20 protein-coding genes and 1 pseudogene are annotated in these 24,519 nt (G+C 39.6%); 11 read left to right on the plus strand and 10 right to left on the minus strand.

Translation table 11 applies throughout. The annotated features are described in order from the left end of the window. Positions 1 to 20: 20 nt before the first annotated feature. The 3 genes from D0907_RS19170 to D0907_RS19180 all read left to right on the plus strand — a co-directional run bounded on the left by D0907_RS19170 (position 21) and on the right by D0907_RS19180 (position 4,271). Positions 21 to 977 carry an HD-GYP domain-containing protein gene (locus tag D0907_RS19170; RefSeq protein WP_118845092.1) on the plus strand — a complete coding sequence of 319 codons (957 nt, stop codon included), beginning with the start codon at positions 21 to 23 and terminating at the stop codon, positions 975 to 977. Positions 978 to 1,103: 126 nt separating this feature from the next. Next, a complete protein-coding gene (locus D0907_RS19175) occupies positions 1,104 to 1,388 on the plus strand; it encodes a hypothetical protein (RefSeq protein WP_118845094.1) in 285 nt (94 codons plus the stop codon). Positions 1,389 to 1,391: 3 nt separating this feature from the next. Then, the gene (locus tag D0907_RS19180; protein WP_083422858.1) at positions 1,392 to 4,271 is read left to right on the plus strand and encodes an EAL domain-containing protein; all 2,880 of its coding nucleotides are present in this window, start codon (positions 1,392 to 1,394) and stop codon (positions 4,269 to 4,271) included. Positions 4,272 to 4,350: 79 nt separating this feature from the next. Here the strand turns inward: D0907_RS19180 and D0907_RS19185 are convergent, their stop codons facing one another. The 3 genes from D0907_RS19185 to D0907_RS19195 are packed head-to-tail and all read right to left on the minus strand — an operon-like array spanning position 4,351 to position 8,042. Continuing rightward, positions 4,351 to 5,337 (minus strand): HupE/UreJ family protein, encoded by a 987-nt coding sequence (locus D0907_RS19185; protein WP_244223159.1) that lies wholly within the window; start codon positions 5,335 to 5,337, stop codon positions 4,351 to 4,353. Then, positions 5,334 to 6,203, minus strand: a complete 870-nt coding sequence (locus tag D0907_RS19190) for a peptidyl-prolyl cis-trans isomerase (protein WP_118845099.1) — start codon at positions 6,201 to 6,203, stop codon at positions 5,334 to 5,336. Before D0907_RS19190 ends, D0907_RS19185 begins: the two co-directional genes overlap by 4 nt. Before the next feature lie 9 nt (positions 6,204 to 6,212). After that, positions 6,213 to 8,042 (minus strand): DUF3604 domain-containing protein, encoded by a 1,830-nt coding sequence (locus tag D0907_RS19195; protein WP_118845101.1) that lies wholly within the window; start codon positions 8,040 to 8,042, stop codon positions 6,213 to 6,215. A 364-nt stretch (positions 8,043 to 8,406) separates the two neighbouring features. On the opposite strand from D0907_RS19195, the gene D0907_RS19200 reads away from it, so the two are divergent. The 3 genes from D0907_RS19200 to D0907_RS19210 are packed head-to-tail and all read left to right on the plus strand — an operon-like array spanning position 8,407 to position 10,041. Further along, positions 8,407 to 9,102 carry a HupE/UreJ family protein gene (locus D0907_RS19200; RefSeq protein ID WP_036972393.1) on the plus strand — a complete coding sequence of 232 codons (696 nt, stop codon included), beginning with the start codon at positions 8,407 to 8,409 and terminating at the stop codon, positions 9,100 to 9,102. Between the two features lie 20 nt (positions 9,103 to 9,122). After that, positions 9,123 to 9,653, plus strand: coding sequence for a hypothetical protein (locus D0907_RS19205; protein ID WP_118845104.1), 531 nt, complete (start codon positions 9,123 to 9,125; stop codon positions 9,651 to 9,653). Between the two features lie 52 nt (positions 9,654 to 9,705). After that, positions 9,706 to 10,041, plus strand: coding sequence for a DUF6488 family protein (locus D0907_RS19210; RefSeq protein ID WP_118845106.1), 336 nt, complete (start codon positions 9,706 to 9,708; stop codon positions 10,039 to 10,041). A gap of 578 nt (positions 10,042 to 10,619) precedes the next feature. Here D0907_RS19210 and D0907_RS19215 read toward each other — a convergent pair. From D0907_RS19215 to D0907_RS19245, 7 genes and pseudogenes are all read right to left on the minus strand, one after another. Next, positions 10,620 to 11,357 (minus strand): hypothetical protein, encoded by a 738-nt coding sequence (locus D0907_RS19215; RefSeq protein WP_118845108.1) that lies wholly within the window; start codon positions 11,355 to 11,357, stop codon positions 10,620 to 10,622. 127 nt (positions 11,358 to 11,484) lie between these two features. Then, on the minus strand, positions 11,485 to 11,850 hold the full coding sequence (locus tag D0907_RS19220; protein ID WP_162898076.1) for a hypothetical protein: 366 nt from the start codon (positions 11,848 to 11,850) through the stop codon (positions 11,485 to 11,487). A 296-nt stretch (positions 11,851 to 12,146) separates the two neighbouring features. Further along, positions 12,147 to 12,506, minus strand: coding sequence for a VOC family protein (locus tag D0907_RS19225; protein ID WP_118845113.1), 360 nt, complete (start codon positions 12,504 to 12,506; stop codon positions 12,147 to 12,149). A 63-nt stretch (positions 12,507 to 12,569) separates the two neighbouring features. After that, on the minus strand, positions 12,570 to 13,271 hold the full coding sequence (locus D0907_RS19230; protein ID WP_118845115.1) for a helix-turn-helix transcriptional regulator: 702 nt from the start codon (positions 13,269 to 13,271) through the stop codon (positions 12,570 to 12,572). A gap of 302 nt (positions 13,272 to 13,573) precedes the next feature. After that, a pseudogene (locus D0907_RS19235) lies at positions 13,574 to 13,962 on the minus strand (cation transporter). A 39-nt stretch (positions 13,963 to 14,001) separates the two neighbouring features. Further along, complete coding sequence (locus D0907_RS19240) at positions 14,002 to 14,358, minus strand: cupredoxin domain-containing protein (RefSeq protein WP_118845117.1); 357 nt, start codon at positions 14,356 to 14,358, stop codon at positions 14,002 to 14,004. Between the two features lie 11 nt (positions 14,359 to 14,369). Beyond that, positions 14,370 to 16,613, minus strand: coding sequence for a heavy metal translocating P-type ATPase (locus D0907_RS19245; protein ID WP_118845119.1), 2,244 nt, complete (start codon positions 16,611 to 16,613; stop codon positions 14,370 to 14,372). Between the two features lie 376 nt (positions 16,614 to 16,989). Here D0907_RS19245 and D0907_RS19250 point away from each other — a divergent pair, with 376 nt between their 5' ends. From D0907_RS19250 to D0907_RS19270, 5 genes are all read left to right on the plus strand, one after another. Continuing rightward, the gene (locus tag D0907_RS19250) at positions 16,990 to 18,288 is read left to right on the plus strand and encodes a methyl-accepting chemotaxis protein (protein WP_118845121.1); all 1,299 of its coding nucleotides are present in this window, start codon (positions 16,990 to 16,992) and stop codon (positions 18,286 to 18,288) included. Between the two features lie 530 nt (positions 18,289 to 18,818). Next, entirely contained in the window at positions 18,819 to 21,497 is a 2,679-nt protein-coding gene (locus tag D0907_RS19255) for a TonB-dependent receptor (RefSeq protein WP_074988541.1), read from the plus strand. A 54-nt stretch (positions 21,498 to 21,551) separates the two neighbouring features. Further along, positions 21,552 to 22,994, plus strand: coding sequence for a CehA/McbA family metallohydrolase domain-containing protein (locus tag D0907_RS19260; RefSeq protein WP_208706594.1), 1,443 nt, complete (start codon positions 21,552 to 21,554; stop codon positions 22,992 to 22,994). A gap of 3 nt (positions 22,995 to 22,997) precedes the next feature. Then, positions 22,998 to 23,567 (plus strand): RNA polymerase sigma factor, encoded by a 570-nt coding sequence (locus D0907_RS19265; protein ID WP_118845123.1) that lies wholly within the window; start codon positions 22,998 to 23,000, stop codon positions 23,565 to 23,567. Then, positions 23,568 to 24,515 (plus strand): FecR family protein, encoded by a 948-nt coding sequence (locus tag D0907_RS19270; RefSeq protein WP_118845126.1) that lies wholly within the window; start codon positions 23,568 to 23,570, stop codon positions 24,513 to 24,515. Positions 24,516 to 24,519 lie beyond the last annotated feature (4 nt).

Consider the following 24,519-nt stretch of genomic DNA (forward strand, 5'->3'; position numbering starts at 1 on the left):
CCAATCAATTAAAGAAAGGTATGTTAGTTAGGGTCAATGAACACTGGCTAAAAACTCCTTTTTTTACAAATAAAGTTAAAATTAAGTCTGAAAGCGATAAGCACAAACTCAAGCAATTTGAGGGATCGTTATATGTCTCTGAAGACAAATCGGTTGGTGCGCTGAATAAAGGGTTATCAATCCTTAAAGTGGCACTTGAAGACTGTGGCCAATCAGATGTATTAAACAACAAGGCGATAACTCAAGCCGTTACAAATATTGTTTTATTTGTGCTTAATGATGCCAGTCGTCTGGATTTAATATACGAAAAAATTAGCGAAGACTCCCAATCATTTCGAGAGTCTGTGCGGTTATTGGTGTTAATTACTTTATTCTCAAAAGAAATAAAATTAAGAAAAGACAAACTCATCCCTTTTGCAAAGTCAGCATTCTTAAAAGACATTGGCATGTCTTTGATCCCGCCTGATTACAAGCAAAGTAAGCAGTTAAGCGCGAAAGCAATTGACAGTGTTCATGAGCACGTTGTGTTGGGCTGCCGCGAGTTGCAAAGCCGCGGCATTGAAGACAGTGTGATCAAGATTATCAAGTGCCACCATGAAAATTGTGATGGCTCTGGTTACCCTCATGGCCTAATAAAACCCGAAATCCCCCTTGAAGCACGCATAATTCGTATTATTGATACATACGTTGCTTTAACTTCACAGCGTCATTATCGCGAAAAGTTCTCACGTGTAGAAGCGATTGAGAAAGTTTATCACGCCGCTCAAATTGGTAAGTTTGATCATATATTAACGACTAAATTTATTAACTTTATTCGTCTTTATCCAAAAGGTGCAAAGGTTGAATTAAATGATAGGTCGCAGGCTATTGTTAATAAAGATCTCGCGAATGGCACCGTTGAGTTAGCTGATAGCCACACAGTTGAAAAATCAATTGTTGACAAAGTTAATATAGCTAAATGTCTGTGGTTTATATAACACGCCTCTATTTTTAATCTAGCTAAATAAAACCCTTTATATTGAACTGGCATTTTTAAATGAGCCAGTAAATGTTGTGCATTTAATTTTTAAATCCATTAAAAGACTGTAAATGGAACAGATATCATGCGAAGTGATTTACCAATAAATAATTTAGAAAAAATACTCTCGACTTTAAATAGTTCACTGTTTCTTTCACAAAAAGTAGGTGTTGATGAAGAACCGTTAATTGGTAAAGATTTTAATTTTTTATGCTGCTTTGAGTTTTCAAAAACTGTGCTTTATACGATGAAAAAGCAATTAAAAACCTTGAATTTAAACGTTTTAAAAAGTCATGCTGTTGCTCAAAGTAAGCATGATGAAGACGCTTTAGCTACGCCTATATTTGCTGTAATTTGGCAAGGAGAATAGACAATGTACATCTCTAAAGCGGGTTTTAAGTGTCAGGGTGTAAATAACCATTATTTTGTTTTGTTTTCGAGCTTAATTATTGGGGCTTTAATATGCTTTTTTGTGCTTGAAAGTATCGATATATTTTCACAAAAAAATACAGAAATACTGCATTTAACAACGGAGCTATTGTCAGTTTTTGTTTTCTCATCAGTGGTACTGCTTGAATTTCAGCGTCTTGATGGCCGCTATGCAGAACAAACGAATATCATCATATTCGGATTTAGTATTGTCCTAATGATGGACTACATGAACGCGATTTCGTTTGCTGGTATGCCAGCGTTTATTACACCCAGCTCAAGTCAAAAGTCGATTTTCTTTTCTTTAGCTGCGCGAATGTTTGAATTACTGACGTTTGCAGCCATTGCGGCCTCACTGACTTTTCATGGCAGGAAAATGGTATGGCTAAGCTGTGGGTTAATTGTTTCAGTTATTTTAATCGCGTTCGGCACCTTGTTTGCTTATAACCTACCGTCTCTCTTTATTTATGGCGAAGGTGTGTCCATTGTAAAAATAACCTTAGAAAATGTTCTATTAATTGGTTATGTCGTCGTGGCTTATTTGTTTTACAAGAAACATAACGTAGATGGTGAAAAAAGGTACCTTCATTTTGCATTATCATCAGTTTGTATGGCGTTGTTTTCATTGTTGGTTACCCAGTATCAAACCCTGTCTGATACCTACCTTGTCATTGCGCATTTGGTGAAGTTATGTGGTGCGTTATTTATCTATAAAAGCGTATTTATTGAGGGGGTTTTATATCCTTATTCAATGGTGAACAAGGCTGAGCTGTATGCATCTAAAAAGAAAAATGAGCTGAAAACAATCTTAGATAATATGAACATAGGTGTGCTCAGATTGAGCGCTGATTTTAAGTTGAGTTATTACAATCAGAATGCGCTAAAAACCTACTTTTATTTACGTACACCGACTCAGGGTAAGTATATTCATGATGTTTTCCCTCCCGATGTTATCGATAAAGTATTGCCTTTTTTAAGGACGGCATTAAAGGGAGAACAAGTTAAGTTTTCGATAAACCTCAAAGGGCTCGATGAGGAAACGTTGTTTCTTGATGTTAATGTGATCCCAGAAAATGATAAGTCAGAAAAAGTAATTAGCCTGTTATGTTTGATTGAAAACATGACCGAAATGAAGCTCGCCGAAAAAGAAAATGAAGAGCTCAATAGAAGTCGAGCAGAACTAAAAAAGGCCCTTGATCAGCATGCGATTGTCGCGACCACCAATAGCAAGGGAGTAATCACGAGTGTGAATGAAAAGTTTTGCAACATATCGCAATTTTCTGCTGCAGAGCTTATCGGAAAAACCCATGCGTTAGTCAATTCTGGGACGCATCCCCCGCGCTTTTTTAAAACTATGTGGCAAACAATTCGCAGTGGTCAAGTGTGGTCAGGAGAAGTCTGTAACCGTGCCAAAGATGGCAGCTTATATTGGGTTAACTCAACCGTCGTTCCTTTTATTGATGAAAATAACAAGCCGTATAAGTACATTGCTATTAGAGCTGATATTACCGATCGTAAACTTGCAGAACAAAATGTTCATCGCTTAGCAATGTATGACGAGTTAACTAATTTACCTAACCGACGTCATCTTATCGACAAAGCAAAGTCATTGGCTAAATCAAAGCATCATACCCAAGGCCACAGTTACGCCTTACTGCTGATTGATTTAGATAACTTTAAAATGATCAATGACACTTTAGGGCACAGTATTGGTGACTTACTGTTAAAAGAAGTCTCGCGCCGTTTAGAAAGTATTGTTTTATCGCCTAATTTAATTGCCAGATTAGGGGGCGATGAATTCGTTATTTTACTGGATGATCCTACGTGCATAAAAGATGGTGACTTTCATTCTGTGGATAGCTTTGCGCAAAACATACGTGAAACGATTTCGCGCGTTTTTTACCTTGATGGGTATGAAGTTCATACAACACCTAGCATTGGCCTCACAATCATTAATGCATGCGACTTTGAATTGTCAGAGGCACTGAAGCAGGCTGATATTGCGATGTATCACTCTAAGGAGCGAGGGCGAAATATGATTAGTTTTTATGACCCGAAATTACAAGCATCTATTTTAGAGCGAAATGAAATAAACCAAGGGTTGATCAATGCCATTGCCAAAAAAGAGTTAAACGTTGTGTATCAACCTATTCATAACACCAGCAAAGAACTCATTGGTTATGAAGCATTACTGCGATGGGATAGCCCTAAATTAGGGAGCGTTTCACCAGATGTTTTTATACCTATAGCAGAAGAAACAAAACAAATTAATCAAATAGGGCAGTGGGTTCTTGAGCAAGTGTGTGAAGAAATGAGCAAAAATGATGCGTATTCAAACCCTAATTTAAGTGTGGCTGTTAACGTCAGCGCGCTGCAATTTCAAGACCCTAACTTTGTTCCGCAAGTGCTTGAGACAATTAATCGATTTTCAATACAACCTTCACGGTTAAAACTAGAGTTAACCGAAGGGGTTATTTTAATGGGCACCGAGATGCTCATAAAGCGAATGAAGGATCTAAAAAACTTGGGTATCAACCTCTCTTTAGATGATTTTGGAACCGGTTATTCTTCGCTTAGCTACTTAACGCGGTTTCCGATTGATACGTTAAAAATCGATAAGTCATTCATCGATAAAATGCTGATTAGCTCCGAAGACGAGTCGGTTGTGAAAGCGATTCTCACCTTAGCGACAAGCTTAGGAAAAAATGTGATAGCCGAGGGGGTTGAATCAGAAGAGCAATTTCAATACTTAAAACGTTTAGGGTGTCAGTTTTTCCAAGGTTATCTATTAGGTAAGCCACAAAGTTTTAACCACCGTGAATAATGATTGATGGGTGCTTGTAAGGCATTTTATTTATTCTCGCTGAGAGAGTGGCAAATAACATGCCTTACGTTAAACACGATTAAAAAAACATACCTTCAATACGCTCAATAAGCCAAAAACAGGCAAGGCTACCAATACCGTATGCCGCAAACGTAGCCGCGGGTTTTGGCACTTTAATAAGGTGCTTAGTAATGGCAACGGTGCCTAAAATAGCGGTAATGAAAAACAATTGGCCAAGCTCAACCCCTAAGTTAAAAAACAAGAGAGCTGCAGGCACATCGACTTGTGGTAAGCCAATATCTTTTAGTGCTCCCGCAAAACCAAAGCCATGCAATAAACCAAATATAAATGCGACTAACCAAGGCCATTTTGTTGTTAGGCTGTGTTGATTGTGTCTAATACGTATTGATTCAGCTGCAATCAGTAAAATACTCAATGCTATGAGTGCCTCAACGGGAGGAGGTGGCAGTGATACATAACCAAATGTTGCTAAACCGAGCGTGATTGAATGTGCTAATGTAAACGCGGTGATTGTTTTAAATAACGTGACCCAGCCTCTAACAATTAACATCAGTGCTGCAACAAATGCCAGGTGATCCCAGCCCTCTAAAATATGCTCAATTCCGAGTTTTGTATAAGAGATGATGATTTGCCAAATACTGCCTTCGCTTGGAATCGAAAGCGTATTTTCATTCGGCTTCATTAATAAACTATATTGACTCCCGTTCAACAATTTTATGTTGATTAAAGTATCGATAGTGGTGCGGTTTAGGTTTTCAATTGTCAGTGTTGTTCCTGCAAGTTCTGTATCGGCAGTTAACCGATATTGAAACAATACAAATCCATTTATTACCATGTGATTCGGTAATGGAGAAAGTGAAAACTGAGGCTCGAAAACAGGGCGTATATTCTGCACTAAGTTATTGTTAGTGGGTACTTTCCAAAGTAAATTATACTCGTGTTCAGTCACTTGATTAATTTGTAAATACGCGGGGCGAATTTCATGTGCAAACCCTGAACTTCCCCATATTAATAGCAAGGCAAAACAAAATACTTTCATTCTCATAATGCGGCAAACTCTTGCTCTATTTCCGTCGGAATGGTGTCAGCTTCCAATCGAACGCGATACTTTTTAAGCAACGTTTCGAACATTTTTTGCTGTGAGTCGATGACTGCATAGTATTTATACTGCTCTAAAACATAGTCTTTAATATCACTGAAAGGGGCTAAATGTTCGGGGGTATTATTGGCAATTTTAACGAGGTGCAAACCAAAACCAGACTCAATGGGCCCAACCCATTGCTCTGCTGGCTGCTTAGCGAGTTGCTCAACAAAGGTGCCTCCAAATGCATTCTTGAGGGTGTTTTCAGGCATGAGTGGCCAGTTGTTAGGCACTGAACGGCGATTCTCAAAACTGTTTAGTGTATTTGGATTTGCTATTAGCTGGGCGCGAATTTCACTCAGTTTTGGCTCTTGAGCCTCTTGTGGCATTAATATAACTTGCTCAAACGCGAATGATTGCGCAATGGTAAACAGTTCTGGGCGAGCTTGATGAAACTCTTTAAGCTGTTGCTCAGAAGGGAGCTGCATTAAATTGCTGAGATCGCTGGCAACTGCTTCCATTTTCTGTGCAAGTCGCGTACGAATTATTTCATCACTTTGATCAAGACCCATGGTTAACGCTTCACGGTAAAATACCTCTTTGCGAATATGTCGCTCAAGAATGGCAGCAATATCCTCATTCGAAGGTTCATGTTTCCACTGCGCTTTCCAAAGGGTTTTTAGGTGATCAAACTTAGCTTGATCGACCACTATTACATACTCATTGTTTTCTGATTCTTGCGAAGGTGCAAGGTAATTCCATGCTGCAAATAAGAGTGAGCCTAATACCAGAAAATGAGTAATAGGCTCTTTTAAAATACGTTTAATCATTAATTATACTTACTCTACTTCGTACCAAATAGGTGAGGCCCATGCGCGTTCTACAATTTGACGTTTTACATCATCTGGGTATTTAACACCGGCATTTATTTCGTCATATAACGTCCAACGTGCTGTTGGCAGTTGCAAAACACGCACATAATAAAATGCTTCTTGATTTGGGTCCCAGTTAGGGTCTGTCCATACTGACATAAGTTCAACAGCCCCTTTTACTTGATTGAATTCACCCGTTTTAAGATTTATAGGGGCATCAATAGGGGTAACACTTCCATCTGCTTTTAGGCGATCTCCCGAGGCTACAACGTCATAAACGTGGTCTTTCATTTCACCGTTTTCGTACCACCCTTTAATAATCTGGATACGATCTAAGTTTGGGCCAATAGGATCTTTGATTGCCCATACTAAAAACTCAGGGGCTTTTTTACCTTTGTAGTCGCCGCCCATCGGCACGCCCTTTTCATAACCATCTTTTACAAGGTCGGTGTAATTTTTGTAACTTTTATTGAACCCTTGGCCTGCAAAAAAACGGACTTTCATACGTGGGCCGCTGGTGGCAAAGGTTTCTTTTGCTTGCATTGAATCCCAAATCGCACTGCGCGTATTTGAATTAGCCCACACAGCAGTCAACGCGCCAGGACTGGAGTCTGCAATCAGCATTTCGCCTTCAAGCATTGCCTTAGAACGTACATCGGCTGTTTGGTCGGCATAGCCATGACTACCGACAGCGTAATTGTCTTCTTCAACGTTACTTGGTGTGCCATTATGGCTGTCTGTTCCGCCAACAAACCCATATTTAAAAGGGTTAACTCCAAGCTCTGCATGGTATTTAATGCCGCGTCCTAGTCCATAACGCACATAGTTTTCTTTTATGAACGCACGACCATTAAACTTTTGAATTGACACTGCATTTTCAAAGTCTGCAAATTCGTCATTGGGCCAAAAGTTGGGTATAACTTCTGAATTACCCTTAACTTGCATCATTTCAATGAGTGGCTCCATACTGGCCCGTTTTTCAGCATATTCTTTGTTTACGGGTACGCCTGAAAGACTTGCTTCAGCAAATAATAAGCCTTTCGATTCATTTGAGTTATGTGGTATTGCGAACACTTTTTTGCCACTGTCGCGTTGTGTTTGCATCCATGCCCATAGCTGCTCAGGATCGGCCCCTTCGTTTGATGAAAAAGGCATATCAGGGACATTGTTATCTCTAAAGAAAACATTGCGATGTTGGTTAGCCCCCCCAGGAGCAGATGTCCACTCGTAGGCATGTATGGTAGTGAATTTACCTGGTTGATAATGCTTTTCAGTGGCTTCTATATTTTTTTGCCATGTAGATTTAATGGCTTCTTGGCCTTGAAAAAATGCAGAGTGAGGTTCTCCACCGCCTGCTAATGGGGCTAATACGTACTTATTATAAAGTTTTAATGCCGTTTCTAAATCTGGAGCTTCACGAAAAGCAACGGCTATTTCGTGGTCGTAACCAGGTGCCCCTTCATTCATTAGGCTAAAGGCTTCTCCCATAAACTCTGAGTGATCTGTAACAGCAACAAAATCAAGTGGTCGTTTTATTTTGTGGAGACTGCCATTCACCATCATTTCTTCGCCTTTAGCAAAGCGATAGGCGTCATCAGGCGTTAGTCTATTACCCGCAATAAACGCATCCATCGACACACCTGTATGGACATGCTGCTCACCGAAGAACGCTTCTTTTAATGGGTAGACCTTGGCATTGTTAGGTTTTTGTTCGGCTTTTGCAGAAAAAGCTAACGGCAAAGAGCAGGCTAAAGCGATTGAAATAGTTGTAGATATAAGTGAAATCCGTGCACACATTTTGAGCACTCCTCGCAGTAAATGTGGTGATGTATATTTTTTAGATACTAACTGATTAAAAAATAGCAGGCTTTGTGTAGAAGAACCATCAAAAGCGACTTTTTTTTTGCACGATTAAGGAGTGCTGAACTTTTGTTTGATGAAGGAAATTATTTCTAAGTCGGTTGAATTAACAGTCATTACTGCAAATGATGAAGATAACGTTATAAAGGAGAAAACGTAAATCAAACGTTGCAATTAATGTAAAACCACTTAAGTATAGATAACAGTTTAGTTGGCCAAGCAGGTTTATCTGCGTTTTATAACATGTGATAAAAATTGAAAGGCGTATTACTTGAAAGAATTAGATGTACAGGAAGTTGGAATGCAAAATAAGCTATTAAAAATGAGCTTACTCTTTTTGATTGCGGTGCTTGGGCTCGTCAGTATTGATGTGTTAGCACATGGTGTAGATGACAACACCCGTGCATTTTTAGAGCAAAATCAGGGAATACAATTTGTCCCGTTTTTGTATATTGGTGCAAAACATATGATCACAGGCTATGACCATTTATTATTTTTAGTCGGTGTGATTTTCTTTTTATATCGCAGTAAAGATGTGTTGCTCTATGTGACGATGTTCACTCTTGGTCACAGTACTACGCTTTTGCTCGGTGTACTGGGTGATATTAACGTTAATGCTTACTTAATTGATGCGATTATCGGTTTTTCTGTTATTTACAAAGGGTTTGATAACCTAGGTGGGTTTAAACGCTGCTTTAACTGGCAACCCAATACAAAAGCAGCGGTGCTGATTTTTGGCTTGTTTCATGGTTTTGGACTAGCGACGAAGTTACAAGAGTTTCAATTACCAGAGGATGGTTTATTAGTTAATTTAATCGCGTTTAATATTGGTGTTGAATTGGGGCAATTTGCAGCGCTTATCTTTATTTTAATTGCCATAAATGCTTGGCGACATTTTCCATCATTCCAACGTTTTTCGACCTTAACAAATACAGCACTCATGAGTGCTGGTGTGATGTTAGTTGGTTTTCAATTAACGGGTTATTTCGTTAGTTAACACATAAAAAAGAGATGAGTATGCAACACACAGTGAGTTTAAAGACTTTAATTATAGCGAGCGTATCGTCAACGGTTGTTGCGGCCATTGCTCTGGTGACTTTAATTCTTCCGGCCGAATATAACATTGACCCAACGGGTATTGGCCATAAGCTTGGCCTAACCAGCATTGCGATTGCTGCAGAGACAGATGCACAACCAAATCAATCACCGACAGGGAATAAAGGCACCGATGAATTTCAGATCATTGAAGTAATCGTTCCTGCAGGTAGAGGAGTTGAATATAAGTTTGCAATGCCCCAACATGCCAAAATGACCTATGAATGGTTAACAGAGGGTGAGTCATTGTATTTCGATTTGCATGGTGAACCAGAAGGTGACACAACGGGGTATTTTGAAAGCTATACGATTGCCACTAGTAATGAAATGAAAGGAAGCTTCACCGCTCCCTTTGCCGGTTCACACGGTTGGTACTGGAAAAATAAAACAGATAACCCAATTGCCGTACAGCTCCTTGTTAAGGGTGAATATGAAGTGATTGGCTTAAAATAATAAACGGCATAATTAAACACATGGTAAAAGTAAGAACCAGGAGAGAAAAGTAATGAATCGATTAATTACAACAGCGTTAATCTGCATTGCATTAGTGAGTTTTGGGGCGTTGGCGCACAGTGGCCATGACCTTATTAATGACCAAAAAGCAATGAATATTGCTGCCAAGTCAATCAAGAAAATGACTTTTAAGGATTATGGGTTTGAAGTTGGTAAACTCGATGCTTCATGGAAAGAGGTAGCAAACGATAAGCTCTCAATAGTCCATGTTGAAGAGGGCTATTATGTTGTCAAAGCAGCAAATAACCAAAATGAGAAAAATATCTTCTTTAAGATAGCTAAGACTGGCGAATTGTTAGATGTGAAGTCCAATCATGATTTTGAATAGCTGAAAGCCATCAGCGTGTAATATAAATGAGCCACTCTGATAACTTGCTGTGCAATTCATCTATCAATAAACATGACCTTAATTTAGATAAGTGTTGTGGGGCTACTTTCAGGTATACAGTGGAGAGGTGGGGAGCAATACATTTCAATATTTTTTATTGAAAATGATGTTTTTACCTTGTTTTCACTTCATGCATAGAAAATAAATAAGCCAAAAAGTGACAGAAAACGTATCCTCAATTTGGTTCTTATTTATACTGGGATTGAACTGCTACTGTAATATCAAATATAGGAAGATGAAGGCAGTGAGGCATATTGCAAGTATGTGACCTATTAAAAAGTAAGTGACTGAACTTTAGAGTACAAAAGTCTCAAGTGAGCGTTCAAGAGACAATAACTCACTTTTGGACATACATTAGTCAGAGCCTAAGGACGGCTTTGTATAAAAGAAAGGCCTTGGTAACGCCGCGTTAAGTAGTGAGCAACGCTTACCACCAGACTTAGCCCATTGTGCCGTAATCACTAAATTCAAAGCAAACCGAAAATGCCGAGCGTTGCGAATCTGTCTTAAACGCATTGTTATACGTGTGGTATAGCACCAATCTGCTCAAGTCCCTCTTTGATTAAATCTTTGCTTAGTTTGTTGTAATGAAAACAAGGATGCGGAGAGCCAATAACAAACACCTCGTCTCCATGCATATCTAGTGAACAAAATTTATAGCTAGTCGAATTGATAGGAACAATCACAGTTTCTTTCAACCTCGGATAATAATCTCGCAAATACTTCCACGCTGAATGCCCCTGGTCGGCATTACCATAGGCGAAAATTACTTTAGGGCTAGAATTTTTCACTACGAAGTCATCAAAAAAACCCATTGATGCATTAAGTAAGCCTTTCAAATTAGTAAACGTGTCCGTTTCACTTCTTAATATCTCAAATTGATTTTTGATATCACCAACACCGTTGGATGCCAACAAAAGCCCATTAGTTAAAATCATATTTGACACTGAAAACTTAGAATTTCCAAAGCACTCATTAAGGACATCAGGGAGCTTGATTAGCTCTTTTCGCAAAGGCGATACTCCCCAATCACCAGATAAAAGGTGACTGTATTGTGGATTTCTAGCTCTCTCTTTCACCCACTCTACATTGGTTTTTATCGCATCGGTCATGTTCCCATTAGTGCCCAACAAGATGAGATTGATATCTTCTTTTTTGTTATCAAAGACGTCAAAAGCGTTATCAAAAGGACTGCCTAATATGTGTGAAAGGCCATGCTTCTCTAGTAATTTCGCTATAGTTTCTAATTTATTCATAATCGTAATATCTCACAAAAGCGAAGATACCAACGCCTTGCTAATGGGCGTAAAATGCTTGGCTAAAATTAGCGACGAAGGAGCACAAGCCAAGCGTTTTACGTCCTTTTGAGAAACTTGTTAGTTTTCAATGCCTACCAACAAACTCCCTAATCCAATCATGCTCTTCATCACTTGTTGTTTTAGTATCAAAGAACTCAGATATTTCAGCTTTCATTGATTCTAATTCGCTTATACCCTCTTCTAGAGTTGATAAGTAAGTTGTATGGAAGAAGTAACCGTACACTCCACTTGTTATGGAGTATGGTGCAATATCACCGCCTTTTTCCAAAGTTAGGCGAGCACCTTTGGAATGCTCCATATCCTTAATTACCTCACCACTTTCAGAACCTATTGTTCCGATGGTTTCTCCATTATCAGTTTGATTCCACATAGCTAAACTTTTGAAAAATAACGTTTTATAGCGAGCTAATCGCACATTTTTCTGCCACAACGTCGCTCATTTTTCTGAATAACTCATTTGCAACAAACTTCTTGACTAATTGCCAATACTACTAAAATGCAGTGGTTCTAGCTTCTGTTTCATTACAAAAACGAGCGATTGGGTCGTTTTCCTGACTACACAAGCAATATACTTTGACGAAATTGAGAAGCAATTGTGAACGACCGAAGTTCGCTTTTTTGAGAAATTGGCCTAAACACGTCTTGGGGCAAAGGCGAGTTATATTCATAACTCTTCGATGGACAAAAGTGTGCCAGCAAAGATGCGGCTTAAAAAATAAGGTGCCGTTACGCAAACACTCTTAAGCGGTGTCTATCTGGGTCTAATGCAACAAAGTTAACGCCATATACAGACTCTTCGCGTTCCTGAGCAAATTCCACACCTAGTTGCTTCCACTGCTTGAACAAGTTATTTAGATCGGCGCGGCTCGTTGCAGGGATTGAAAGTTCGGTACCACCGCCTCTAACTGAGCTACTTGGTGTAAGTGCATTAACTTGTTTTAGAGTAATCTTCAAATTTTCAGCAAACTCTAATACTGCAAAAGTTGGCGATAAGAGCTTTGGCTGACATTCAAATACTTCCTCATAAAAAGCCATGCTAAGTTTGATGTTTTCTACGTAAAGAACTATAGAGTCAATAGCGAACATATTAATAGACCTTCATTTGTTGAATACTAAATTAAGTATAAACAAAAGCACTGACAGTTTTTGTCAGTAGAAAAAATGCTTATGTTCGATTCCCTCTAAAGCCTCCCATTCAGTTAGCAATTCATTGCGAGAACGTTCGTATCGAGAATTAAGTTGAGAAAAAGAGTTAATTTTATCCAGCCGGAAGTTACGGTAATCGCTTCGTGTTTCGCACCATGCAACCAAAATGTTGTATTGCTCAAACATACCTATAAGTATTGGCCACACAACCCTTTTTCTGATAACCCCTTTGGCATCTTCATAAACAATTTCAGCTTTATGCGCTTTTTGAATTGTTGCTTTCAACTCTGTTAGCGAGATCATTAGCTTCCGAACTTTGAGAGCTGAAGCAACTCTAACGACACTCTCAGTACGCTTAGCTCTGTGCTCAGAAGGTAACACTGCTGAGATTTTAGCAAGCGCATCAATGGCAGCCTCGCTAAATTCTCCGTTAGCTTGCTTCGCCACCCATTCTGCCCCTAATCTGAGGGCTTCAAGCTCTTCAAAGCTAAACATCATAGGTGGTAAATCAAAGCTCGGCTTTAAGATATAACCCAGACCAGCTTCTCCTTCGAGATCTGCTCCTTGAGCTTGTAAAGTGACAATATCACGATAGATAGTCCTAACACTTACATTAAGCTGACTAGCCAGTTTCTCAGCTGAGATTGGGTATTTATAGCGTCGTAGTAGTTGAAGAAGATCTAGAAGGCGTTGACTTCGGGACATTGCAAAAACTCATAAAATAAAGAATATGCCTAATGTACTAAAAGAGAATCAACTGATCATTCAATTAAAAGATGTGTGAACGGCTTAATAATTAAATAATCTACCGTCTTGACTCTCGAAACTCATTTCGGGGCAGAAACGAGTTATGACTGAAGGTTCGCTTTTTGCACATTTGCGACGGTCAGATGTGATTAAACCCCGTTTTCGAATTTGACAGACCAGATTAAGGCTTACTTAATTAGTAACGGTTACTCATTTAACAACATGTAAAGTACTCACAGGTTTCCTGTCATGGGGAAACCTTACTCTTTATGTTTATTGTGCCTATTTGGTGGGGTTGCATGGCAACTCCAGGGTTTGTGAGTGACGTTATCTTTTATATTTTGATCGACAAATTGGTAGTAACTTTTTTGTAGTAACTTTCTTTGGTGTGTGTCCACCAGTCATTGTGAAGATCGGCACCGCGTTTGCGAATAACGGTTTCGATCCCTTCTAAGTTTAGGTGGGTTGCGTCATAGGCCAAGTGTATTACGTTTTCACGAATATTGTAGCTCACTTCATCGATGCCAAAGAGCCTATCAATCTCTTCAATGAGTGCATCACAATTTTCATCTGTCACTTTACACAGCCGCAGATTGCGAACGACTAAGTTTGCTTCTTTTACGCCGACTCTATGTTCTAAATCACTCATAATAATCTCTCCAAGCTGTTTTATTTTCACTTCACAATCTCATTCGACTGCAGTGATAACACCTTTGTACATTTGCATTTGGCAGTGAAAAACATGTTCTCCCGGTGGGATATTTTGCAGGTGTATTTTTGTCACTTTGTTTAGGGTCAGTTGCTCACTTATATCTAAGGAGGGAATGAGCAGTGTTTCGGAGCAAGGTGACGGATCTTTTCGCAAAAAAGATAAGGTTATTGCGTGGTTAGCTGTAACTTGTAGAGAAGCAGGCGAATAAACCCCTTCTTTTACCTCAATGAGTACGTCGGTACTAGTTGCAACAACGTTGTTTGGTTTATAAAGCCAAAACCACCAAATGATCAGCGCGATGAGTGAAAGACCTATAAAGTTAATAATCATCATAATGTGGCTCCTTAGTGATCTTGTGCTTTAAATAAACGAAGCCTGTTTGCATTCGTCACCACGGTAAGCGAAGAAAAAGCCATCGCAGCACCCGCGATAACAGGGCTCAGCAGTAGACCAAAAAATGGATACAGAATACCTGCCGCCACTGGAATACCTGCCACGTTATAGATAAATGCACCAAATAGGTTTTGCTTTATATTGCGTAACGTGGCTTTGCTCACTGCAATGGCATCAGCTAAGCCATGAAGAGAGCCTCGCATGAGTGTGATGTCGGCACTTTCAATGGCAACATCAGTGCCTGTTCCAATCGCAAAACCAACATCGGCGAGGGCAAGCGCGGGGGCATCATTGATCCCATCGCCTGTCATACCGACAATTTTGCCTTGTTGTTGGAGTTCGCGCACTTTATTGGCTTTGTCTTCAGGTAGAACGTCAGCAAAGAATTCAGTAATTTGTGCTTTTTTTGCTATCGCCGAGGCAGTTTCTTTATTATCGCCAGTAAGCATAATAACGCGGATACCATTGGCTTGAAGACGCTTGATTGCAGAAAGTGAATCAGACTTCATCGGGTCCGCTACCGCGATAATTGCGGCTAGCTGCCCATCAACAGCAAAATACATTGGCGTTTTTGCTTCTTTCGCTAAGGCCTGTGCTTTCGTTGTGAAGTCAGAGAGTTCAATTTCTTTCATTTTCATTAATTTACTATTGCCAAATAGCAGCGACTTACCATTACACGTGGCTTCGACACCATAGCCAGTAATTGCGTTAAAGGCGTCTATTTTCAGCAGCTCGATTTCTTGCTCCATGGCACTTTCGACAATTGCTTGCGCAAGAGGGTGCTCTGAGCCACTTTCTAAACTGGCTGCTAGCTGTAATATGGTTTTTTCATCACTCTCATTTGCTAAAATAACGTCAGTGACTTTGGGGGAGCCTTCGGTAATGGTGCCCGTTTTATCTAAAATCATGGCTGTAATTTTGGAAGCTGTTTGCAGTGCTTCACCATTTCGAATAAGAACACCAGCCTCAGCTGCTTTGCCCACACCGACCATAACCGACATTGGCGTAGCAAGTCCTAACGCACACGGACACGCGATGATAAGCACCGTTGTCGCAGACACAATTGCAAAGGCAAGAGTGGGCTCAGGGCCAAAGTTTAACCATGCTAGTGCACTGACGATAGATATAATCATGACAACCGGCACAAAATACGCAGATATAACATCGGCTAGTCGCCCTATTGGGGGTTTTGAGTTTTGGGCACGTTTTACCATCGCAATAATTTGTGCAAGCGCGGTGTCTTTTCCTACCCGTGTTGCTTTAAATAGGATCATGCCAGATTTATTGAGCGTACCCGCGGTGACGTCGTCTTTTTCTGATTTTTCAACAGGCATGGGTTCGCCTGTTAGCATTGATTCATCAATGCTGGTGTGGCCTTCGATTACTTCACCATCAACGGGGATTTTCTCACCCGGTCTGACTTTGATAATGTCATTGAGCAACACTTGGTCGATATTTATTTGAACGTCTTTGTTATCCCTAACAACAGTGGCGGTTTTGGCCTGTAAGCCGATTAAGCGTTTGATTGCTTCTGAGGTTTTTCCTCGTGCTTTTAGCTCTAACGCTAAACCAAGATTGATTAAGCCAATAATCATGGCGGTGGCTTCAAAATATACATGCCTTGCCATTAGCGGAATAGCATCGGGAATAAAGACAACCAGCATTGAGTAGACACATGCGGTACCAGTGCCCAGTGCAATGAGGGTATCCATATTGGCAGAATGATTTTTAAAGCTTTTCCATGCGCCAATATAAAAATGTTTACCAGAGAAAAACATAACCGCAAGCGTTAAAAGACCAACAATTAACCACGCGAGCCGCTCAGTATTGGTTGCTACGGTCATCTCGCCAATAGCAATACCATAGATCATAAGAGGCACACCCAATGAGAGTGCGATAATGGTGTCGCGCATCAGCTTTTTATAATATGCCCAATCGGCTGCTTCTTTTTCATCAAGGGAGTCTGCGTGCGAACTGTCATTGAACGGTTTGGCATTGTATCCAGCAGATTCAATGGCTTTAACTAGGTCTTGGGTATTGGCTGTCCCACTGACGAGTACGGTTCGGTCTGCAAAATTCATCTCTGCGCTGTTCACGCCAGGTGTATTTTGCAGTGCTGCTTCAATTTTCCCTACGCAACTGGCGCAGCCTGCGCCCTCAATGATTAGCTGCTGCTCTGTTCCGGCTTTACTCATGCGGTGTTCCTTTTTATTAAAGCCCTTAGCTTAGTGAGATGGTAAGCGGATATTCGTTTTGAAATAGTCTCAAAAACCCAGCTTGTTACTGTGAACAGTTATATTTTAGACAGTTTTAATCAGTAGTGATCAAAACACTCCAGTTCTTCGTATAGCACTTTTATTAATCGTTAAAGTTAATTAATCTCTCAATGTATAAAACAGCGTTAATCACATGGGGTCGTGTTTTACACGTATAACCTCATTTCACCCGACCATTTATGTAGTCATGCCTTACCTTTATTAAATACAGTTATTGGCAAAAAACGTAATCTTCCTAGACACTTGATTTTGAGTGCTCTACTTTTAGCGTATGTAACCTAAAGGAAACCAGTTTATGTGGTTCACTAATCGCAAGTTGCTGTCTGAAATTGCTGAATTAAAAAAGCAAACAGTTGAGTTTGAAAATATAAAGCAAGAATTGAAAGAGGAAATGCTGTACTTTTTGCTAAGCAAAGATGGCCGTATTCTCGAAGTTAATCAACAATTTGCAACCGCGATAGAATACAAAGAAAGTGAGCTTGTTGGTTTAAATTTCAATGACCTGATTGTTAAAAAGTCGCTCAAAAAACCTCACTCGCAAAGAATGCTTTCAGCCATAAAAAAAGTGAGCCATTGGCATGGCGCTTTGCACCTCGTAACGCAGTCTGGGCGTGAGTTATGGCTTAGAAGTATTGTACAACCAATTAATAATGAGTTAGCTGTTTACTCAGCGGAGCTTACGCGCACTATTTCTCAATCAAGAGAAAAAGAAGATATGCTTGCGGCTTTGAGTCGTTCATCTGCGGTTATCGAATTCAGCTTAGACGGTATTATTTTAAACGCCAATGATAACTTTCTGACCTCTATGGGTTACTCCAAAAGCCAAATATTGGGTAAACACCACAGTATGTTTTGCGACCCTGAAGAAGCTAAATCAAACGCTTATAAACAGTTTTGGTCTGAATTAAAACACGGACGGTTTATTTCTGATCGTTTTAAAAGAATAGATAGTTACGGTAACGAAGTATGGTTAGAAGCCTCGTATAATCCAATTCATAACGATGATGGAGAACTCTATAAAGTCGTAAAGTTTGCAACAGTAATAACCGACCAGATGCAAAGAGAATTTGCAATATCTGAAACGGCTGGTATTGCTTATGACATTTCTAAACGAACAGATGCCGACGCTGAAATAGGGTTAGGTGTCGTAAAGCAAACAATTGTTACAGTGAATAACTTATCAAAGAAACTCGAAGTAGCCAGCGAAAGTGTTAATAACCTCGACGTACAGTCGTCTAAGATTGCTCAATTAGTCGAAAGTATTAAAGGTATTGCTGATCAAACTAATTTGCTGGCATTAAACGCTGCTATCGAAGCCGCGAGGGCGGGTGACCAAGGACGAGGTTTCTCCGTTGTTGCAGATGAAGTTAGGCAACTGGCATCAAGAACGAGTTTGGCCACAGAGCAAATAATCAACGTCGTGTCTGAGAATAAAGCGCTTACTCAAGATGCAGTAACCGAAATTGAGTCGAGTTTAGCTGAGGCCAAAGATGCCTTGGAGTTATCAAATCAATCAGGCTCTGTTATTAATGATATTCAAAAAGGGGCTAAGGAAGTTGTTGAGGCCGTCGGGCAGTTTAGAACCAGTCTTTAGGCACCAATGTGCCTAAAAACTGTGTAGGCCAGAAAATGATAAATTTTCACTCCTGCTGCTGTAGTAGCTAAGCACTGAATATGCATGAACGAAGCCGTTGTTTTAAAAATAGATAGATTAGCGCTTTAAAGCTATAAATATACCAACTTCCTGGTTCATGTAGGGGAGCCTACAGTTATCTCTCTCGACATTACTCTTGTAAGCTCTATTTTGGAATAGAGTAAAATAAATATGCTTTCTTATGTCATTGGCAATGAAACTATAATCTTTTTGGAATTTATACTACGTGATAGTATTATTTTAAATATCAACTAACTGATATAAAAGAAATAAATATTAATTAATCCCTTTGTAAGTTCGCCTTCTTAAAGCTCACTTTAGGAGGGTATGTGTTTTCGCTATATGTAATCTTCATAGAAAACAGCCTCTGTAATAAATTCTTCATCATAAAAATTGTCTGCTTTTTGAAAAAAAAAGCTCTTTAAGAGTGTTCTGCCATTTAACTATTTAACCAGTAACACGGAATTTTTATGGACACTCTATTAAAGAAAAGCATTATTTCAAGCGCTATTTTATCGGCGTTAAGTATTACTCCCCAAGTAGCTGCACAAGCTGATGAGCAAATAAAAGATATGGAAGTGATTGAAGTTTCCTCTTTCAGACGCTCTCTTATCAAAGCAAAAGATATGAAAAGAGAGGCAATGATTGCTCGAGATTCTATTTTGGCTGAGGATATCGCAGATTTTCCAGATTTGAATTTAGCAGATGCGCTGCAACGTGTACCAGGTGTGACTATTACACGTGAAGCCGGTGAGGGAAGACAAATTTCTTTGCGTGGTCTCGGCCCAGATTTCACTCGCGTACAAGTCAATGGCATGGAGGCAATGGGAACATCATCATCTCCTATGGATGCTAAAGGCGGAGTAAGTCGAACACGTGGTTTTGACTTTAATGTATTCGCAGCAGAACTGTTCAACCGTATCGACGTGAATAAAACATTTTCTGCTGATCAAGAAGAAGGGGGGATCGGCGGAACTGTTGGTTTGTATTCAGCCAAACCATTTGATTATGACGGTGCCAAGGGGGCAATTTCAGTTAAAGGCGGTTATAACGATAATAGCGAAGAAACTGACCCGCGTTTTGCAGGCTTGCTTTCTAATACTTGGGGGAATTTCGGTGCATTAGCTTCTGTTGCTTACAGCGAGCGCTCAACAACTGAGTTCGGTACAAATACAACTCGTTGGCGTAAAGAAGGTGGAAAAATAACGGCAGATGAAAGTAACACTGAACTTCAAGCTGAATTGGATTCTACAGAGCTTTGGTTCCCAAGAGGTCATAGATACTCTTTATGGAACAATAATCAAAAAAGATTAGGTGTTACGGCCGCACTTCAATTTAAGCCAAGTGATGACGTAAGTTTAACGCTTGATGTATTACATGCGAAATTAGAAAACGAGCAAAATGAGCATCACTCTGCGGTAAAAGATAATAAAACAGTTAAAGATTTAGAGTGGATTGATAATGATGGGCAAAAGGAAGTCATCTATGCGAGTTACGCAGATGCAACGTGGCGTAATGAAAATTCAGCACGATATAACGAATCTGTATTTGATCAATATACGCTAACTTTGGATTGGTCCTTAAATGATGACCTAAGCATGATGGCACTCGTTGGAACGAGTTCTTCAGATTTTGATCAACCACGAGTTCAAAAGTCTAATATTCATGCAAAAGGTAAAGTTGACATTATTACTGATTTTACCCAAGACAGATTTTATGGCCTTAGCTACTCGCCGGATTTTAATACGACAAGCCGTGATCAGTTCGAGATAAAAGATATTTACCTTCAAGAAGACTACATAACAAATGATTTTGATACAGCTAAAGTTGATTTCACTTATTTAGTAGGTGACTCCGGCACAGTGAAGTTCGGGTTAAATTATAAAAAGTTTGAAAACAGTGCCTACCAACTTACGCAAAGTAACGCGCAAAATATTGCGAATCAAAATACAGGTATTCTTACTTTAGACGATAACCTTGTAAACGTATTTACTCAGCATCCTGATCATCAATGGGTACAAGGCGATTTAAGTGCATTACTAGATTTTTATGGTTTATCTAACTATCGAATCGACGCCTCAATGCTAACTGAAAATGACAAATCTCCAGTAAGTGAAACAACCCAGGCTGCTTATGCTGAGTATCAATTTGAAAGTTCTATAGCAGGTAAGCCTTTACATGTTAGTGCTGGCCTGCGTTACTTTGATACAGAAATTAAAGCGTCGGGTATCTCAAATGGTATCGATATTGAGTCAACGCGAAACTACTCAGATATATTACCTACCTTAAACATGGTTTATGAGCTAGATGAAGATATTTTATGGCGCTTTTCTGCCAGTAAGAATATCACTCGTCCTTCACTGGGCTCGTTAAGTTATAACGCGACAGTGTCTCAAACCTCCGGTGAGGCGATTACTAGCGTGAATATGGGTAATCCTGAACTAGAGCCGTTCGAGTCAGTGAGCTTTGATACCTCGTTTGAATGGTACTTCGAAGATGTTGGCTACGCATCAGCTGCTTTTTACTACAAAGACATTGATAACTTTATTGTAAGTACAACAACGGAAGTTGTGTATTCATCTTTAGGTTTACCCGCAGAACTGCTACCTGCGGATAAGTCGATGGACAGTATATTTTACTTACAACGGCCTGAAAATATGGATTCATCAAAAATCAAAGGCGCTGAAATTGCATTCTCTAGAGACTTTGATTTTTTAAGTGCACCATTTAACAACTTGGGTATCGTCGCAAATTATACCTATGCCGATGGTGAAGCTATGTATCGTGACATTTACGGGGTTGAAGGTAATAACCAAACTAAGCCATTCACAGGCCTCTCAAAAAATAGTTATAACTTTACTCTTTATTACGAAGTTGACTCATGGGGAGCGCGCGTTTCAGCTGCTTATCGTAGTCCTTATATTGCAGGAGCGTCATCAAGTGGTGATCAAGATGAAAGTGGCTTCCATAGTACAACATATATTGATTTTTCAGCATTTTATCAGTTAACAGACAGTGTAAAGTTAAGCCTTGAAGGTATTAATTTAACTGATGAGCGCGAAGAGTTTTATAGCGACTCACATGACAGAGCGTATAACACGACGACAAGTGGACGTACTTATATGCTCGGCTTAACAGCTGAATTTTAACTTTATTTAAAAGCCACAAAACACCTGTTTTGTGGCTTTGCTGAGATTTTTATAATGATTAATCGATATACGCTTTTTTTTGTAACTTTTATTTCTGGCTGTTCAACTCATTCTCCTCAAAGCCAGAATGAAGAATTTATCATCCCTGAAGGAGACAGGACTTGGCTAGCCGGTGATCATCACATCCACGGTAAGTACAGTGCAAAGTGGAACTTAGAAACAAGCCCTCCGACTCCAATTCTCTTTGGCGACGCACATTATTTTACTGCGCTCAATGCGACGATGGCGAAAATGCATGGTTTAGATTGGATGGTGACGACAGACCATGGTGGCCCCGGGCACAGTAAACTGAATTTAGAGCAGGCTTACCCAGAATTGCTAGATTCAAGAAAGGCTGTTCCGCAGGTATTACAGTTTTATGGTATGGAGTTTGACATGCCATCTGCTCGTCATGGCAGTTTAATTATTCCAAAGAGTGAAAAAGAGGCTGAACAACTTTTCGAAATTGAAAGTAAATTTAATCGTCGAGAAGTATCACCTCATGAGTATTTAAGAGGTACGCAAGCGTTTATGCTCAAAGCGCTTGAGTATATGCAAACAATGTCACCCAAGCCCATATTGGCAGTTAATCACCCCTCACGACAAGCACCAAAACTAAATGTGTTTACTAAAGTAACACCTGAAAAGATGCGTCAATGGCAAGATGCTGCACCGGATGTTATTACCGGTATGACTGCAATTCCAGGTCATCAGGCTGCAAGTATTAACCCTGATGGTTCAAATGATCCCACAGCCGAACGTGCTGAATATTATGGCTACCCAACCCATGGTGGAACAGATCAAATGTCGGCGATTGTAGGGGGTGTTTGGGATAGTTTATTGGGTGAGGGGCGCAAGTGGAGTGTCACAGCTGTTTCTGATAGCCATGCACATTACACTGAAGGGCGCACAGACTTTTGGCCAGGAGAATATGCGAAAACCTATGTGTATGCTAAAAAAGATTACGCTAGCGTATTAGAGGCATTTAGAGCAGGAAATGTGTTTATAACTACAGGTGATCTCATCGATAGCTTATTTGTCTCTGTTTCACAAGGTGAACAAAAGGCACAAATTGGAGAGTCACTAACGAATAATAACTCAGCTCCTCTTGTCGTAAACATTGCATTTAAAACTCCAAAACAAAAAAACTTTAATGGTGACTCCCCCTCTGTAGCAAGAGTAGATCTAATTTATGGTGAGGTATTAAAGGATAAAAAGTTTATTAAGCAGAACATTAATCCAACTACAAAAGTAGTGAAGCGCTTTTATCCTAAAGACTGGAAAGAGCAAGGCGATTATCAGGTGATGTCTTTTACTTTACCCATGGGAACGAAAAAAGGTTATATCAGGGTTAGAGGAACTAATCTTCTCAACGAATTAGAACCAGAAGTTGATCTAAAAGGTGAAAATCCTTGGGATGACTTATGGTTTTATAGCAACCCTGTGTACATAAAGTAACTTATGAAAATGCAGAACTATAATCGACAATACAATTGTAATAATGCTGTTGTATTGTCGCAAACAAATCCCAAAAGTGTAATCAAAATGCCTGAAGTTGAAGAGCCACGTGAGCAGCAGTCTCTTTCAGAAAGTAGTCAATTACGAAGGTACTTATCTCGAAGAGCACAATGCTCAGATGAAGCGGCGGATATTTATCAAGAATCAGTTGTTCGTGTGCTAGAGCAGGCTAAAAAAAGCCCTATCTCTAATCCTATTGCTTATGCTATCAGCATTGCTAAAAATCTTTTGTCTCAACGAACACCACATAATGATGATGGAATTGAAGAACTTTCAACAACTCAAACAAATCCAGAGCTAAATTTACAAAGAACACAAAAGCTAGAGTTAATTTATCAAGCATTAGAGAGAATGCCAGAGCAGCGCCGGCGTGTTTTTGAATTAAGAAGGTTACACGGAGAAAGTAGAGAGTCTATCGCGAATCAACTGAATATCTCATCAGAAACCGTGACACGTCATATATCAAGAGCAATGGTTGATATTCAGCGCTACCTAGATGAAAAGATAAAGTAAATGCCAATAAAAGACACTCAAAAAATGAATGAGCATGTGTACCAAGAAGCCGCATTGTGGATTGATACGCTCGCAGATGGAAAACTCGATGATTTACAAAAACGCCGGTTTATAAAGTGGCTTGATTTAACACCACAGAATAGGCAGATTTTTGAATCTATGTTAGCAACATGGCAAGACCCTGATATTGAAATTGCTTTTAAACAGTTGAAGGCAATAAAAGCAAAACCTAAATATCAATTTGGTATGCTAGTCGCCTCATTTTGTAGTGCTATTGTATTGTGCTTTGCCGTATTTTTTTACCCCAGTCAGCAAACGCCAGAAGCTTATTTATTAACGGCTAAAAATCAGTCTGTAACATATAAACTTTCAGATGGAAGCCAATTAGAATTGCAAACATCGGGCGCAATTAAAGTTGCGTACTCGTCATCAACTAGAGAGCTTCTACTCCAAGACGGGCAAGCCTATTTTTCTGTTGCAAAAGATAAAAACCGGCCCTTTATTGTGTCGACTGATTTTGGTGAGATAAAAGCTGTAGGAACCCAATTTAATGTCGATACACACCCGTCTTTTGCTGAATTAACGGTGTACGAAGGCATCGTTGAAGTGAAGAACAGAGTAAATGGTCGTCACACGCTCGTAAAAGCAGGTGAGAGGGTTCGTATTGAAGCTGAATTAACGAGTGAGATAAGTAAAGTTGATCTAGCAAACATCGTTGATTGGCGTTCAGGGTGGATTGAAATATCAGATCAAAACTTGGCATATTTGATTGAGCATTTAAATAGATATAGTAAAAAGAAAATAATTCTAAAAACAACGCAGCTAATGAACCAGAAAGTAGCAGGTCGCTTTCGTCTAGATGATACAGACCAAGTTGTAGATATGTTGAGTCAAATGTACTCACTAAATATCTCAGAAAACAATGACTACCTCATATTAACGCCATGAGATT

The sequence above is a fragment of the Pseudoalteromonas lipolytica genome (assembly GCF_003515105.1).
Lineage (GTDB): Bacteria > Pseudomonadota > Gammaproteobacteria > Enterobacterales > Alteromonadaceae > Pseudoalteromonas > Pseudoalteromonas lipolytica.